The organism is Amycolatopsis camponoti (genome assembly GCF_902497555.1).
Taxonomy (GTDB): Bacteria; Actinomycetota; Actinomycetes; order Mycobacteriales; family Pseudonocardiaceae; genus Amycolatopsis; species Amycolatopsis camponoti.
The window spans coordinates 3,020,967-3,035,689 of record NZ_CABVGP010000001.1; the positions used below are offsets into that span (position 1 = coordinate 3,020,967).

15 protein-coding genes are annotated in these 14,723 nt (G+C 71.4%); 9 read left to right on the forward strand and 6 right to left on the reverse strand.

The features are described from left to right. Positions 1–61 precede the first annotated feature (61 nt). The 4 genes from AA23TX_RS14305 to AA23TX_RS14320 are packed head-to-tail and all read left to right on the forward strand — an operon-like array spanning position 62 to position 3,278. Positions 62–433 carry a YciI family protein gene (locus AA23TX_RS14305; RefSeq protein ID WP_155543011.1) on the forward strand — a complete coding sequence of 124 codons (372 nt, stop codon included), beginning with the start codon at positions 62–64 and terminating at the stop codon, positions 431–433. Then, positions 426–1,658, forward strand: a complete 1,233-nt coding sequence (locus AA23TX_RS14310; protein ID WP_155543012.1) for an RNA polymerase sigma factor — start codon at positions 426–428, stop codon at positions 1,656–1,658. Before AA23TX_RS14305 ends, AA23TX_RS14310 begins: the two co-directional genes overlap by 8 nt. Next, positions 1,658–2,488 (forward strand): carboxymuconolactone decarboxylase family protein, encoded by an 831-nt coding sequence (locus tag AA23TX_RS14315; RefSeq protein ID WP_155543013.1) that lies wholly within the window; start codon positions 1,658–1,660, stop codon positions 2,486–2,488. Before AA23TX_RS14310 ends, AA23TX_RS14315 begins: the two co-directional genes overlap by 1 nt. 1 nt (position 2,489) lies before the next feature. Next, a complete protein-coding gene (locus tag AA23TX_RS14320) occupies positions 2,490–3,278 on the forward strand; it encodes an HTD2 family dehydratase (RefSeq protein ID WP_155543014.1) in 789 nt (262 codons plus the stop codon). Between the two features lie 6 nt (positions 3,279–3,284). Here the strand turns inward: AA23TX_RS14320 and AA23TX_RS14325 are convergent, their stop codons facing one another. From AA23TX_RS14325 to AA23TX_RS14335, 3 genes are read right to left on the reverse strand one after another with little or no spacing between them, the layout of a single operon-like run. Further along, entirely contained in the window at positions 3,285–4,643 is a 1,359-nt protein-coding gene (locus AA23TX_RS14325) for an MFS transporter (protein ID WP_155543015.1), read from the reverse strand. A 19-nt stretch (positions 4,644–4,662) separates the two neighbouring features. Next, entirely contained in the window at positions 4,663–5,577 is a 915-nt protein-coding gene (locus AA23TX_RS14330; protein ID WP_155543016.1) for an amidohydrolase family protein, read from the reverse strand. Next, positions 5,574–6,599: an amidohydrolase family protein gene (locus AA23TX_RS14335; protein WP_155543017.1), complete on the reverse strand. Its 1,026-nt coding sequence runs from the start codon at positions 6,597–6,599 to the stop codon at positions 5,574–5,576. Before AA23TX_RS14335 ends, AA23TX_RS14330 begins: the two co-directional genes overlap by 4 nt. A gap of 246 nt (positions 6,600–6,845) precedes the next feature. Here AA23TX_RS14335 and AA23TX_RS14340 point away from each other — a divergent pair, with 246 nt between their 5' ends. After that, positions 6,846–7,622: a hypothetical protein gene (locus AA23TX_RS14340; protein ID WP_155543018.1), complete on the forward strand. Its 777-nt coding sequence runs from the start codon at positions 6,846–6,848 to the stop codon at positions 7,620–7,622. A gap of 6 nt (positions 7,623–7,628) precedes the next feature. Here the strand turns inward: AA23TX_RS14340 and AA23TX_RS14345 are convergent, their stop codons facing one another. After that, positions 7,629–8,942 carry an MFS transporter gene (locus AA23TX_RS14345; protein ID WP_155543019.1) on the reverse strand — a complete coding sequence of 438 codons (1,314 nt, stop codon included), beginning with the start codon at positions 8,940–8,942 and terminating at the stop codon, positions 7,629–7,631. Positions 8,943–9,016: 74 nt separating this feature from the next. Next, a complete protein-coding gene (locus tag AA23TX_RS14350; RefSeq protein ID WP_155543020.1) occupies positions 9,017–9,802 on the reverse strand; it encodes an NAD(P)-dependent oxidoreductase in 786 nt (261 codons plus the stop codon). Between the two features lie 93 nt (positions 9,803–9,895). Between AA23TX_RS14350 and AA23TX_RS14355 the strand changes: the two genes are divergently transcribed. The 4 genes from AA23TX_RS14355 to AA23TX_RS14370 all read left to right on the forward strand — a co-directional run bounded on the left by AA23TX_RS14355 (position 9,896) and on the right by AA23TX_RS14370 (position 13,635). Further along, complete coding sequence (locus AA23TX_RS14355) at positions 9,896–10,573, forward strand: GntR family transcriptional regulator (protein WP_155543021.1); 678 nt, start codon at positions 9,896–9,898, stop codon at positions 10,571–10,573. Positions 10,574–10,920: 347 nt separating this feature from the next. Further along, positions 10,921–11,625, forward strand: coding sequence for a 4-carboxy-4-hydroxy-2-oxoadipate aldolase/oxaloacetate decarboxylase (locus AA23TX_RS14360; protein ID WP_155543022.1), 705 nt, complete (start codon positions 10,921–10,923; stop codon positions 11,623–11,625). Next, a complete protein-coding gene (locus tag AA23TX_RS14365; RefSeq protein ID WP_155543023.1) occupies positions 11,622–12,668 on the forward strand; it encodes a 4-oxalomesaconate tautomerase in 1,047 nt (348 codons plus the stop codon). Before AA23TX_RS14360 ends, AA23TX_RS14365 begins: the two co-directional genes overlap by 4 nt. Before the next feature lie 10 nt (positions 12,669–12,678). Next, positions 12,679–13,635 carry a catechol 2,3-dioxygenase gene (locus AA23TX_RS14370; RefSeq protein ID WP_155543024.1) on the forward strand — a complete coding sequence of 319 codons (957 nt, stop codon included), beginning with the start codon at positions 12,679–12,681 and terminating at the stop codon, positions 13,633–13,635. Here the strand turns inward: AA23TX_RS14370 and AA23TX_RS14375 are convergent, their stop codons facing one another. After that, entirely contained in the window at positions 13,636–14,685 is a 1,050-nt protein-coding gene (locus tag AA23TX_RS14375; protein ID WP_155543025.1) for an MAB_1171c family putative transporter, read from the reverse strand. Positions 14,686–14,723 lie beyond the last annotated feature (38 nt).

Genomic DNA, 14,723 nt, shown 5'->3' on the forward strand with positions numbered 1-14,723 from the left:
GTCGAGTTACCGTCGTCCCGTTCGTCATCCACTGAGACCGACACCGGATGAAGGAGCGCACGTGCTCTACATGCTGTTGATCTACAACTGCGAACGGCCCGAGCCGGGCGACCCCGGGTTCGAGGAGGCACTGACCGCCGTCAACGCCTTCGCCGACGAGTGCCGGCGACGCGGGGTGTTCGTCTCCGGCCACCCGCTGCAGGGTGAGCACACCGCCACCACGGTGACCGTGCAGGAGGGCCGCACACTCATCACCGACGGGCCCTTCGCCGAGACCCACGAGCACCTCGGCGGGGTGTACGTCTTCGACTGCCGCGACCTCGACGAGGCCCTGGAGCTGGCCGCGCTGTGCCCGATGGCCGCCCAGGGCTCGATCGAGGTCCGCCCGGTCGCCGGGGTGCCCGGGCTGGACCACCGGGCCGCCCGTGGGTGATCGCGCGGCCGGCGTCGTCGAGCGCGTCTACCGCGAGGACCGCGCCCGGCTGCTCGCCGCGCTCGTCCGGGTCCTCGGCGACTTCGAGCTCGCCGAGGACGCCCTGCAGGACGCGGTCGCGCAGGCGCTGCGGACGTGGGATTCGGGCGTTCCGGACGACCCCGCGGCCTGGTTGCTGACCACGGCGCGCAACCGCGCCGTCGACCGGATCCGCCGCGTCCGCGTCGGGCAGGCCAAGCTCGCCCGGCTCGCGGCCGGCGAGAGCGGGGTGTGGATGTCGAGCCTGCCGGACGACCGGCTCACCGAGGTCGGCGACGACCGGCTGAGCCTGCTCTTCACCTGCTGCCACCCGGCGCTGGCCGAAGACGCCCGGGTGGCGCTGACGCTGCAGGCCGTCGCCGGCCTGACCGCCGCCCAGATCGCCCGCCTGTTCCTGGTCGCCGAGCCGGCGCTGGCGCAGCGGCTGGTGCGCGCGAAGCGGAAGATCCGCGACGCGGGCATCTCGCTGAGCGTCCCGCCCGATCACCTGCTGCCCGACCGTCTCTCCGGCGTCCTCGCGGTGATCTACCTCGTCTTCACCCGCGGCTACGCGTCGCCGTCGGGCCGCGACGAGCCCGCCGAGCTGCGCCGGGAGGCGATCCGGCTCGCGAAGCTACTCGCCGCGCTGATGCCGGACGAACCGGAGGCGCTCGGCCTGGTCGCGCTGCTCCTGCTGCAGGATTCGCGCTCGGCCGCCCGCGCCACGCCCGGCGGCGACGTCGTCCTGCTCGAAGACCAGGACCGCGCCCGCTGGGACCGGGACGAGATCGAGGAAGCCTTCGGCGTACTCGGCCGGGCGCTGCGCCACGGGGTCGTCGGGCAGTACCAGCTGCAGGCGGCGATCGCGGCGCAGCACGCGCAGGCCCGCACGGCCGCCGACACCGACTGGGCGCGGATCGCCGCCCTCTACGCCCGGCTGCGGACGCTCGCGCCGTCGCCCGTCGTCGCGCTCAACCACGCCGTGGCCGTCGCGATGGCCGACGGTCCCGGGACCGGGCTCGCCCTGGTCGAGGCGATCGACGGGCTCGACCGCTACCACCTCTGGCACGCCGCCCGCGCGGACCTCCTGCGCCGCCTCGGCCGCTCCGAGGACGCCGTCACGGCGTACCGGCGGGCCCGCGACCTCGCCGAAGCCCCGGCCGACCACCGCTTCCTCACCGCCCGCCTGCACGAACTGGAGTCCTGATGCGACTGTCCGTCCTGGACGACGGCCACCGGCGCCGCGCCCGCCTCTTCATGGGCGTCACCGGGAAACTGTCCGGCGTCCCCAGCCCGGACATCGTCAAGCTGCTGCTGTACCGGCCGGGCTTCCTGACCCGGCCGCTGCTGGAGCTGACCGCGCCCGCGATGCGCGGCGAGTCCTACTGGACCGCGGGCGAACGCGAGTACCTCGCGATGAGCACGGCCCGGGTGCACGAGTGCCCGTTCTGCGTGGTCACGCACGCCGAGCTGACCCGGATCGCCGGCCACGGCGAGATCGACCCGGACCGCCCGGCGGACGCGCGCCCGGAACTGCTGGTGGTGCAACGGTTCCTCGAAGACGTCTCCCGAAACGGCACGCTGTCACCACCGCGCGACTTGCCCGCGCACGCCGTGCGGGAGGCGTTGGACGTCAACCTGGTGTGGAACATCGTCAACCGGCTCGCGAACGCGTTCGGGTTCGAGCTGCTCGACGGGCAGCTGAAGGTCGGCACGAAAGCGTTGCACCGCGCGGGTTACCGGTTCCCGGGCTTCCTGCTCGCCGACGGCCCGGCCGACCTCCGCGAGAGCGTCTTCGAGCAGCCGGCGCGGACCAGCCCCGAACTGCGGCGGGCGGCCGGGACGGGTGACGGCCTGGCGGAGCCGTGGCGTGACTACGCCGCGCTGGTGCGCGACGCGTCCCACCGCATCACCGACGACGACGTCCGGCGGCTGCTGGCGGCGGGGCATTCCGAGAACGAGGTCTTCGAGGTCACCGTGGCGGCCGCGGTCGGCGCCGCACTGCACAGCTTCGACGCCGCGAGGAAGGGGCTCTGACGTGGAGGTCACCGAACCGATCCTGCCCGGGCCGGCCCAGGCGCTGGCGTCCCTGCTCGACGTCCCGGAGCCCGACGGAGTCCTGCCGCTGCTGTGGCACTGGCTCTACCTGCTCGACCGCCCGGCCCAGGCCGACCTCGGCCCAGACGGCCACCCGGTCCGCGGCACGGTCCTGGCCGCGCCGGGCCCGGGCCGCCGCCGCATGTGGGCCGGCGGCCGCGTCCGCACACCCGGCGAGTTGCGCGTGGGCGAGACCGCGACCCGCCGGTCGGAAGTCCTGGTGGTGCGAGAGAAGGAGGGTCGGTCGGGGCCGCTCACGTTCGTCACGGTGGCGCACCGGATCACCCAGGCGGGCCGGCTGGTGGTCGACGAGGAGCAGGACATCGTCCACCGCGCGGGGTCCGCCCTCGACGCACCTCCGGACGACGGCCCCGAGATCCCGCCCGCGTCCGGCGAGTGGTCGGTCGAGGTGACCCCGACGCTGCTGTTCCGCTTCTCCGCGTTGACCTACAACGCCCATCGCATCCACTACGACCGTGACTACAGCCGCGAGGTGGAGGGCTACCCGGGGCTGCTCACGCACGGCCCGCTGCAGGCGGTCGCGATGGCGGAAGCCGCCCGGGCCCGCGGGGTTTCGGGCGCGCTCGAGTTCGAATACCGCCTGGTGGCGCCGTTGTTCGACCACCAGGGGCTGATCGCCGCCGCCGTACCGGGGGAGGAGACGACGACGTCGGTGCGCGACCGCCACGGCCGCCAGACGGCGAAGGGAACCCTGCGCCGCCTGGCGTGACGCGGCTCAGACCCCGGCCGGCTTGACCTCCGGGGCCGTCTGCGCGAGCCGCGCCGCCCGGGTCCGGGGGCCGAACGCCGCCAGCACCAGCGCGCCGACCAGCCACGTCCCCGCGATGAAGAAGAACACGCTCCGGTAGCCGCTCCCGTTGTACAACCCGGCCACGATCAACGGTCCCGCCGCGTTCGACAACCGCCCGAGCCCGTACGACACGCCCGTGCCCAGCGATCGGCCGCGGGTGTCGAACAGCTCCGGCGAGTACGCGTAGCCGAGGGCCGTGTAACCACGCTCGAACAGGTTCACCAGGAAGCCGAACACCACGATGAGGACCGGGTTGAAGGTGAGTCCGTAGAAGAGACCGCACAGCGCGATGACCGTGCCGAACGCGACCAGGCACCACTTGCGCTCGAAGCGGTCGGTCACCAGTGCCGCGAGGTAGGACCCCAGCGGTGCGCCGACCGTCGTCAGCGCCACGTAGAACACCGACTTCTCGACGCTGAAACCTTCCTTGGCCAGCAGGGTCGGTGCCCAGCTCGAGTAGCCGAAGAAGCCGATCGTCTGCGTCACCCACAGGACCGTCAGCAGCAACGTGGGCATCAGGTACTTCTTCTGCAGCAGCAACCGCAGCGGCGCCTTGCCGACCGCGGCCTCCTCGATCGGCGGCGCCGGCTCCGGCAGCGGACCCTTCTCCGCCGCGACGCGCTCCTCGATCTCCCGCAGCACCGCGTCCGCCTTGGCGTGCTCACCGCGGCTTTCGTACCAGCGCGGCGACTCCTTCAGCTGCCGGGTGAAGAACACCAGCAGCACGCCGAGCGCGCCCCACAAGTACACCAGCCGCCACGACCAGGAGTTGATCGGCACCACCGCGCTCGCGATCAGGTTGGTCACCGGCGTGCCGCAGATGCCGATCACGATCGCGTAGGCCTGGTACTTGCCGCGGCTCGCGGCCGGGTACAGCTCGCTGACGTAGATGACCGCGACGACGGTCATCGCCGACAGCCCGGCCGACGTCAGGATGCGGAACACGCCGAGGGACACGATGTCCCAGGAGAACACCGCGGCGAAGGAGAAGACGCCGAACCACACGGTCGTCCACATGAGAGCGTTCTTGCGGCCCCAGCGGTCGGCGAGCTTGCTCGCGATGATCGACCCGAAGAACATGCCCACGAAGGACAGCGAGGTCACGTAGGCGACCTGGTTGACGGTCACGCCCCACAGCTTGATCAGCTTGGGTGCGGTGGTGGCGAAGCTGTTGATGTCCGCGAACTCGAAGAAGTAGGCGAACGAGACGGCGAGCAGGGTGACCTTGTGGAACCGCGAGATCGGCAGGCGGTTCAGCCGGTTGAGTGCGTTGGCGTGCTGCATTGCATGCCCTTCGGGGGTTTCAGGCGGTTTCGCCGGGCCAGTAGAGGCGCATCGGGTTGTCGACGAGCAGCTTCCGCCGCAGCTCGTCCGTTTCCGCGATGTGCGGGACGTAGTCGACGAGCAGGCCGTCGTCGGGCATGTGGTGCTTCAGGTTCGGGTGCGGCCAGTCGGTGCCCCAAAGCACCCGGTCCGGGAACTCCGTCACCACACGCCGGGCGAAGGGCACGACGTCGGTGTACGCGTGACGCTCGCCGTCGAGGGCCGGTGGGCCGCTGACGGTGAGGCGCTCGGGACAGCTCACCTTCACGTGGACGTCGTTGCGGTCGACGAACGTCAGGAACCGTTCGAACTCGGGGCCGTCCACGGGTTTCGTGACGTCCGGGCGTCCCATGTGGTCGATCACCAGGGGCGCGGGCAGCTCGCCGAAGAAGTCCTCGAGCTCGGGCAGGTCGGCGGCTTCGAAGTAGAGCACGACGTGCCAGCCGAGCGGCGCGATCTTCTTCGCGATGGTGCTCAGGTCCTCCTTGGGCGAGGCGTCGACGAGCCGTTTCACGAAGTTGAACCGGACCCCGCGCACGCCCGCCGCGTCGAGTTCGCGCAGCTCTCCTTCGCCGATGTCCGGGCGGACGGTCGCGATGCCGCGCGCCCGGCCCTCCGCCGCCCGGACGGCGTCGAGCATGGCGGAGTTGTCCGCCCCGTGGCAGGTCGCCTGCACGATGACGGTGCGCGCGACCCCGAGGTGGTCGCGCAGCGCGAAGAGCTGCTCCTTGCTCGCGTCGCACGGCGTGTACTTGCGCTCGGGCGCGAAGGGAAAGTCCTTTTGCGGGCCGAAGACGTGGCAGTGCGCGTCGACGGTGCCGTGCGGCAGCTCGAAGTCCGGTGTGGACGGACCGGCGTACCAGTCGAGCCAGCCGGGGGTCTTGGGTTCCGTCACCGGCCTTGTCCCTTCAGGAGGGCGTCGAGGCGCGGGTAGACGGCGCGGACGTTGTGCTCCCGGATCGCCGCCCAGTCCTCTTCGGACAGTTTCGCGGCTTCGGCGTACCGGCGCGTGTCGTCGAAGTGGTGGCCGGTCCGCGGGTCGACGCTGCGGACGGCGCCGATCATCTCGGAGGCGAACAGGATGTTGCGCGCGGGGATGACGTCGAAGAGGAGGTCCGAACCCGGCTGGTGGTAGACGCAGGTGTCGAAGAAGACGTTGTTCAGCACGTGCTCCTCGAGCTCCGGCTTGCCCATGGCCATCGCGAGGCCGCGGAACCGGCCCCAGTGGTAGGGGACCGCGCCGCCGCCGTGCGGGATGACCAGCCGCAGGGTGGGGAAGTCGGTGAAGAGGTCGCCCTGGACGAGCTGCATGAACGCGGTCGTGTCGGCGTTCAGGTAGTGCGCGCCGGTGGTGTGGAACGCCGGGTTGACGCTCGTGCTGACGTGGACCATCGCCGGGATGTCGTACTCGACCATCTTTTCGTAGATCGGGTACCACGACCGGTCGGTGAGCGGCGGGGCCGTCCAGTGGCCGCCGCTGGGGTCGGGGTTGAGGTTCAGCGCGACGGCGCCGTACTCCTCGACGCAGCGGGTCAGCTCCGGGACGCAGGTGGCCGGGTCGACGCCGGGGGACTGCGGGAGCATCGCGGCCGGGGCGAACCGCTCCGGGTAGAGCGTGCTGACCCGGTGGCAGAGCTCGTTGCAGATCGAGGCCCACTCGGCCGAGGTTTCGAAGCCGCCGACGTGGTGGGCCATGAACGAGGCGCGCGGAGAGAAGATCGTGAGGTCGATGCCGCGTTCGTCCATGAGCCGCAGCTGGTTCGGCTCGATGGTCTCGCGCAGCTCGTCGTCGCTGATGCGCAGGTCGGCCCGGGCGGGCTTCTTGCCGGGCTCGGTCAGCGACGCGACCTGCTGGTCGCGCCACGCCGCGAGGGCGGGCGGGGCGGTCGTGTAGTGGCCGTGGCAGTCGATGATCAAGGTGGTTCCTCGTCGCTCCGCATGCTTGATACTCGCACACTAATCGTCGATGAAATTGTTGACAATATGTGCGACGAGTTTGTGACTTTGAGGTGCGCTTCGGGGACGGCCCGTGACCACGAGATCGTGGCTGCTCGACGTCCGGTCTGCGGGCATTCGCGCAGGTCCGCGTGAGAGACTTCTCGTGAGCCGCCGGAGCCGGAGTCCGTGCACCGTTGGGGGCGGTCAGCCGAGACCGAGGACGTCATGACCAATCCGCAGTACCCCGGACCGCAGGGCCCGGGACAGCAGCCGTACCCCGCACCTTCCGGTGGTTTCCCGGCGCAGCAGGATCCGGTGCAACAGCCGTTCGCGGCGCCGTCGGGTGGGTTTGCGGCGCAGCAGGATCCGGCGCAGCAGCCGTTCGCGGCGCCGTCGGGTGGTTTCCCCGCGCAGCCGTACCCGGGGCAGCAGCCGTACCCGGGGCAGCCGGCCTACCCGTCCCCGCCGGGTGGTGTTCCCGCGCCGTACCCCGGCCAGCCGTCGTACCCCGGTGGGTTCGCGTACCCGCCCGCGCCCTACCCCGGCTACGGGATGCAGCCGCCGAAGCCGAACGGGGCCACCGCCATCATCGCCGGGGTGCTCGCCGTGCTCGGCGGGCTGTTCTCGCTCCTCGGCCTGATCGGCAGCGTCGTCGCGATCGGGAACCTCGGGTTCATCCACTGGCTGTTCATCGTCGCCCTGGTCCAGGAAGTGGTCCTCGTGGGCACGCTGATCCCCGGCGGCATCCTGCTGTTCCTGCGCAAGCCGGCGGGCCGCCTGCTCACGATCGTCGGCAGCGGGTTCGCCATCTTCATGGCCATCGCGACCGTCGTGCTGGAAGTGGTCGGGTTCGGGTACTACGGCGGCGGGCTGGTCGCCGCCAGCTCGTTCTTCGGCCTGGCGCTCGTCCTCGTCCCGGCCGTGGCGACGCTCGTCCTCGCGATCGTGAAGCCGACCGCCGTCTGGTGCGGCCGTCCCGACGCCGGGCAACCACCGTTCTGAGCCCGGTCAGCTGACCGGCGCGGCGGACGTCGTCGTGAGGGCGCCGTCGCGCCGGACGAGGGCCACCATCACCGCGCCGAGCAGGCCGGCGATCGCGAAGACCACGAAGCCGAACGACGAAAGCCCGCCCGCGACCAGGATGCCGCCCAGCCACGGCCCGAACACCGCGCCCGTCCGGCCGACGCCGGACACCCAGCCGAGCGCCGTGGCCCGGCTGCCGGCGGGGTAGTAGGTGCCGACCGCCGCGTAGATGAGCGTCTGCGCGCTGAACAGCCAGGCGCCGGTGAGGAACACGACCACGTACGTCACCACCAGGGGCAGGTGCACCGCCAGCAGGCCGACGCCGCACGCGGTCAGCGCGAACCAGACGACCGCGACCGGCCGGGCGCCGAACCGGTCCGCGAGCCGCCCGGCGACGAGCATGCCCGCGATCCCGCCCAGGTTGATCACCAGCAGGAAGCTGATCGCGGAGCCCAGGTCGTAGCCGCTGCCGCGCATCATCGTCGGCAGCCACGTGTTCACGCCGTACACCAGCAGCAGCCCGGCGAACGAGGCGATCCAGAACAGCACCGTCGTCGTCCGCACCGACGGCGTGAAGAGGCCGCGCAAGCCGCCGCGGCGGTCTTCGGACGGTTCCGGCGCGAACGTGCCGAGTGAGACCGCGAACCGGTCCGCGATCGCCCGCGCCCGCTCGGTCTTGCCCTTGGCCAGCAGGAACGTCATCGACTCCGGCAGCAGGAAGACGACCGCCGGCAGCACCACCACGAGCAGCAGCGCGCCGATCCAGTACACCGAGCGCCACCCCATCGACTGGACGAGCGTCATCCCCAGCGCGCCGGCCAGCGCCCCGCCGGCCTGATGGGCGGTCATCACGGTGGTGACGGCGAGGTTCCTCCGCCACGCCGGCGCGTACTCCATGACCATCGCGATCGCCGACGGCAGCAGCCCGCCGAGCCCGATCCCGGCGATGAACCGCGCCGCGCCGAAGAACCCGACGGTCGGTGCGGCGGCGCAGGCGGCAGCGGCCAAGGAGAAGACGACGACGCCGGTGATGATGATCTTCCGGCGGCCGACGCGGTCGGTCAGGATGCCCGCGCCGAGCGCGCCGAGCATCATCCCGAAGGTCGTCAGGCTCCCGATCGTCCCGCCGCTGACCGGCGTCAGGCCGAAGCCTTTGTCGGCCAGCACGCCCGGCAGCGTCGCCCCGTAGACGAACAGGTCCAGCCCGTCCAGCAAGACGAGGACCCAGCACAACGCGGTGACCCGGAGGGAGAGCCGGACCGTGGCGGCGGTCGTGCCGCCGAGTTCTCGTGCGGACATCCTCGTCCCTTTCGTCCGGGGTGGCGAAGAAGTCCGAAGCTACATCTGATGAGATATTGGCCACAAGAGTTACGTCAAGATTGTTCACAATCCTGTGAATCAGCTATGTGGGCAAGCTGGTCACGGGCCGCGGCCGCGACGTCGGCGCGCACGGCCAGCTCACCGAGCATCTCCGCGGCCGCCGCCATCTCGGACGTCCGGCGGACGGCGTGCTTGACCGAGCCGTCGACGAGCCGGTCGACGGTCGACGCGTTCGCCGCGGTGAGCTCGTCGACGATGATCTTCCGCAGCCAGTCCTCGCAGCCCGCCGCGCGCGCGGCCGTCAAGGCTTCGACCACCGCGGCCGACATGCCCTTGAAGAACACGCTGCGCAGCAACTTGCGCTCGGCGGCGAGCCCGGCGTCGCCGTCCATGACCTCGACCGCGGCGCCGAACGAGTTCAGGTTTCCGGCGACGGTTCCGGCCGCGACGCCGGTGGCGAGCATCGGGACGCGCAGGCCGCGGCCCGGCACCGGCGCCATGATCGCGATGTCCGCGAACGGCACGTCGTGCTCCGCGGCGATGCCGGCCAGCTTGCGCTTGGTGCCGGGGGAGGCGGTGTTCAGGTCGGCAAAGGCCGCGCCGGTCTTCAGGCCGGCCAAGCCGGCTTGGAGCGCGTCGACGGCCGCCGACGCGCTGTTCACGCTGAGCACCAGATCGGCGCCGTCGGCGGCTTCGGCTTCGGAGCCGGTCGCGACGACGCCCTCGATGGCGGGAACGGCCGGGTCGTAGCCGCGGACGACGGCCCCGGCGGCGACCAGGTCGCGGGCGAGCGTGCTGCCCGCTTCGCCGAGTCCCAGTACCGCGATGGTTCCGGACATAGCAGAATCCTCTCGACAAGCTACGATCGAGTACACGATGTTCTCGACAAAATTGTCAACAAACTGCGTCTGTTCGAAAGATGGAGCCGGGGTATGACCGAGAGTGCTGCGGACGGGCAGCCGGGGGAGCGTTCCGTGGTGGCGGCCATCCGCGACGCGATCGTCCGGGGCGAGTTCGTGCCCAACCAGAGGCTGGTGGAGGCGGACCTGTCCGGCCAGTTCGCCGCCAGCCGCGCGACGGTCCGCGCGGCCCTGATCGAGCTGACGAACGAGGGGCTCGTCGAGCGCGTGCAGAACCGGGGCGCCCGGGTGCGCGCGGTGTCGCTGGAAGAGGCCGTCGAGATTTCCGAGGTCCGCATGATGCTGGAGTCGCTGTGCGCGGCGAAGGCGGCGGAGCGCGTTTCCGACGCTGAGGTGGGCGAGCTGAAGGAACTGGGCGAGCTGATGCACCAGGCGGTGGCCGGCGGGGACGTGGTCGGGTATTCGGGCCTCAACCAGCGCCTGCACCGCAGGGTCCGCGAGATCAGCGGCCAGCGCACGGCGGCGCAGGTGCTGGAGAGGCTGCGCGGCCAGAGCGTGCGCCACCAGTTCCGGCTGGCGATGCGGCCGGGGAGGCCGCAGGTGTCGCTTCCGGAGCACTTGGCGATCATCGACGCGATCTGCGCACACGACTCGGAGAGGGCGGCGGAGGCGGCGCGGGCGCATTTGGGGAGCGTGATCGAGGCTCTGAAGGCCGCTGACGCGGCGGAGGTCTCGCACCTGCGTCCGTGAGCGGGGTCTTGAAGCAGCTGGGGTTTCGCGGCTCGCGAGTGGTGGCGGGGGTTGCTTCGCGCTTGCGCTGCTGAGCGAGATGTGTCGACGTGGCCGCGCGGTTTTGTGTTGCCCTCGGGTGAGCCGTGTTGGGCTCCGCGCCTGCGCCGCTGAGTGAGGGTGCTCGGTCGCCGGGAGGTCCTCGTCCTGAGCGGGATGCTCCGCCGGTCAACGCGGCAGCCTCGCCCATGCCCCGCGCCGGCGTCACTTCGCCCGGTCATCTGTCGGCGCCAGCCCCATCACTCGTGAACCCATCTGCTCACCAAGATTGTTGACAATTTCGTCAACCGAACCGTACCGTAAACCGTATGAAGCCCGTCATCGTCACCGATCCGCCGCGTGCCGACCTGGACCAAGTCGCCCGGTTGGCCGACTACGGCGTCGCCACCGTTCATGAGGCTCTCGGGCGCTCGGGCCTGCTCGGTCCGGACCTGCGCCCGATCCAGGACGGCGCGCGCGTGGGCGGTACCGCCGTCACCGCGCTCTGCTGGCCCGGGGACAACCTCATGATCCACGCGGCCGTCGAGCAGTGCCGCGAAGGCGATGTCCTCGTCGTCACCACCACCTCGCCGTGCCGGGACGGGCTCTTCGGCGAGCTCTTCGCCACCGCTCTGCGCTACCGGGGCGTGAAAGGCCTGGTCACCACCACCGGCGTCCGCGACGTCACCGACCTGCGCGCGCTCGGCTTCCCCGTCTGGTCGGCCGACGTCAGCGCGCAAGGCACCGTCAAGGCGACCGCCGGCGCGGTCAACGTGCCGATCGTCATCGGCGGGCAGGTGATCCGCCCGGGCGACGCCATCCTCGCCGACGACGACGGCGTCATGCGCGTCCGCCGCGAGGATGTCCAAACCGGACTCGAAGCTTCGCAGGCCCGGCTGGAAAAAGAGGCCGCCGCAAGGGAAGCGTTCGCCCAGGGGCAGCTCGGCCTCGACCGCTACGGGCTGCGGGAGAAGCTCGAAGCTCTCGGCGTCCGCTACCTGACGGCCGAGGACTACGAAAAGGAGCAGGCATGACCGGCGTGCGCTGCATGCTCCTGCGCGGGGGCACCTCCAAGGGCGCCTACTTCCTCGCCGAAGACCTCCCCGCCGACCCGCCGACCCGCGACGACCTCCTGATGCGGATCATGGGCACCCCCGACCCGCGCCAGATCGACGGCGTCGGCGGAGCCCAGCCCGTCACCAGCAAGGTCGCCATCGTCTCGGCGGCGAGCGACCCCGGCCACGACATCGACTACCTCTTCCTGCAGCTCGGCGTCGAAGAACCCACCGTCTCCGACCGGCAGACCTGCGGCAACCTCCTGGCCGGCGTCGGGCAGTTCGCCGTCGAGCGCGGCCTTGTGCCCGCCGGGGAAGCCCGCACCACCGTGCGGGTGCGGCTGGTCAACACCGGCACCGTCGCCGTCTCGACCTTCGCCACCCCCGGCGGCGAGGTCGACTACCGCGGCGACACGGCCATCTCCGGCGTGCCCGGCACGGCCGCCCCGGTCGAGCTCGACTTCACCGAGACCGAAGGGTCCGTCTGCGGCAGCCTGCTGCCCACCGGCGCCGTCCGCGACAACGTCGGCGGCATCGAAGTGTCCTGTGTGGACAACGGCATGCCGGTCGTCGTCGCTCGCGCCGGTGACCTGGGCATCACCGGCTACGAGTCCGCCGAGGAACTGAGCGCCGACACCGGCCTCGCCGAGCGGATCGACGCCCTGCGCGTCGAAGCCGGGAAGCTGATGGGCCTCGGCGACGTCCGCGGCAGCTCGGTCCCCAAGACCACGCTCGTCGCCGCCCCGCGCGACGGCGGCGCGATCTGCACCCGGACGTTCATCCCGGTCAAGCCGCACCCCTCGATCGGCGTCCTCGGCGGCGTCAGCGTCGTCACGGCGTTGCTGCTCGACGGCGCCGTCGGGAGCGAGCTGCTCGAAATCGACCGTGGACCCGTCCGGATCGAGCACCCGAGCGGCCAGCTCGCGGTGGCGATCGAGTTCGAAGGATCGCGCGTCCGCCGGTCGACGGTGATCCGCACCGCGCGGAAGCTGTTCGACGGCACCGTCTTCCCCCGCCCCTGAGGAGACCCCGATGCCCCAGCCCTCGCCCCGCCACGAGATCGCGCACCTCGGCCACGTCGAGCTGTTCACCCCGGAGCCGGAGAAGAGCCTGGACTTCTTCGTCCGCGTGCTCGGGCTGACCGAGAACGGCACCGATGGCGACTCCGTCTACCTGCGCACCTGGGACGACTACGAGCATCACAGCCTCAAGCTCACCGCGGCGAAGACGTCCGGGGTCGGGCGGACGGCGGTGCGGGCGTCCAGCGAAGAGGCCCTCAAGCGGCGCGTGGTCGCGCTCGAGGAACGCGGGCTCGGCGTCGGGTGGGTCGACGGCGACACCGGGATCGGCCCCACGTACCTGTTCCGCGACCCGGACGGCCACGAGCTCGAGGTCTACTGGGAGACCGAGCGCTACCGGCCGCCCGAGCACCTGCGGCCCGCGCTGAAGAATCAGGCGCAGGCCTATCCGGGGCGCGGGGTCGGCGTCCGGCGCCTCGACCACGTCAACTACCTGGCGCGGGAGGCCGAGGTCAACGGCCGGTTCATCTGCGACGCGCTGGGCGGCCGGGTCACCGAGCAGATCCGGCTCGACAGCGGCGTGATTTCGGGGCAGTGGACGCACTTCGCGCAGAAGTCCTACGACATCGTGTACACGACCGACTGGACGAAGTCGAACGGGCGCCTGCACCACATCGCGTTCGCGACCGACACGCGCGAGGACATCCTGCGAGCGGCCGACATCGCGCTCGACAACGACGTGCACATCGAGACCGGGCCGCACAAGCACGCGATCCAGCAGACGTTCTTCCTCTACTTGTACGAGCCCGGCGGCAACCGCATCGAGCTGTGCAACCCCACCGGCCGGTTGATCTTCGCGCCGGACTGGGAGCCGGTCACCTGGACCGAGGCCGAGCGGGCCAAGGGGCAGGCGTGGGGGTTGCGGACGATCGAGTCGTTCCACACGCACGGCACCCCGCCGGTGGCGTGATCAGGGCACGGTCGCGGCGGGCCGCCGGCTGATCTCCCGGAAGGCGTCGGCGACGCGGCAGAGGTACTCGGTGTCGCTGCCGAAGTCCTGTCCACCTTGGACGGTCGTCTCGGGCGAAAGCGGCGGCAGGCCGTCCTCGCGGGCGTGCAGGGCGGCCAGGATCTCGGCGGCCTCCTGCCGCTCGCCGGTGGCGGACCCGGTGCGGTACGGGCGGATCACGAGCAGGCCGTCGCGGATCTCGATGACCCGCCGGTAGAGTTGCAGCCGCGTCGGGAACACGGTGGTGCGCGGCGGTTCCAGCGCGATCGCGGGCTCGGCGCGGTAGAGGGCCAGCCAGAGCGGGCCGAGCCGGCGGTACTGCCGGCGACGGCGCAGCAGGCCGGCCACCGCGGGCACGCCGACGCCGACCAGCACGAGCAGGTGCGCGGTCGTCGGGAGTGCCTTGCTCAGCAGGAAGCCCTTACCGTAGTCGAAGTCGAAGTCGAACGGGGCGCGGGCCGAGATCGCGATGACGGTCCGGATCACCATGTACGCGGCCGCGGCGACGATCCCGGCGACGACCAGACCGAGGCCGGTGCGCAGGATCCGGTCCGGCGCCTTGCGCGCGTCCTGCAGGCACAGCCGCCCGATGACCGCGAACTCGGGCAGGAGCGCCACGGCGTAGGCGACGCAGTACTCCATGACGAACGGCGACTGCGGCATGACGTTGGGGGCCAGTGCGAAGGTGACGACCATCGCGGCGCCGCCGGCGAGTGCCCAGGCGGTGTAGCGGCGGGCGGCGCCCGGAAGTCCGTGCAGGCGCAGGAGGACCTGGGCCCCGGCCCAGACCGCACCGACCATGGCGAGGTGGGCGATGAGCAGTTCGATGCTGGGCACCCCGAGCGCGCGGGTGAGGTCGCGGACGGCGGGGATCAGCGCGGTCTGGGAGACGGCGAGGCCCAGCACGCAGAACCGCACGAGCCGGCGGCCGGGGGCGGGGCCGGGGCGGAGGAACACGAAGAGGATCCAGGCGAGTATCGCGGGGCCGTAGCGGCGGATCACGTCACCCACGGTCGCCGCCGTTCGCCGGGGGAGTGGGGAGGCCGCCG

Coding starts and splice junctions, on each gene's coding strand:
- AA23TX_RS14315 (WP_155543013.1), top strand. CDS start 1,658: ATGCGACTGTCCGTCCTGGACGACGGCCACCGGCGCCGCGCCCGCCTC.
- AA23TX_RS14325 (WP_155543015.1), bottom strand. CDS start 4,643: ATGCAGCACGCCAACGCACTCAACCGGCTGAACCGCCTGCCGATCTCG.
- AA23TX_RS14340 (WP_155543018.1), top strand. CDS start 6,846: ATGACCAATCCGCAGTACCCCGGACCGCAGGGCCCGGGACAGCAGCCG.
- AA23TX_RS14345 (WP_155543019.1), bottom strand. CDS start 8,942: ATGTCCGCACGAGAACTCGGCGGCACGACCGCCGCCACGGTCCGGCTC.
- AA23TX_RS14350 (WP_155543020.1), bottom strand. CDS start 9,802: ATGTCCGGAACCATCGCGGTACTGGGACTCGGCGAAGCGGGCAGCACG.
- AA23TX_RS14355 (WP_155543021.1), top strand. CDS start 9,896: ATGACCGAGAGTGCTGCGGACGGGCAGCCGGGGGAGCGTTCCGTGGTG.
- AA23TX_RS14360 (WP_155543022.1), top strand. CDS start 10,921: ATGAAGCCCGTCATCGTCACCGATCCGCCGCGTGCCGACCTGGACCAA.
- AA23TX_RS14365 (WP_155543023.1), top strand. CDS start 11,622: ATGACCGGCGTGCGCTGCATGCTCCTGCGCGGGGGCACCTCCAAGGGC.
- AA23TX_RS14370 (WP_155543024.1), top strand. CDS start 12,679: ATGCCCCAGCCCTCGCCCCGCCACGAGATCGCGCACCTCGGCCACGTC.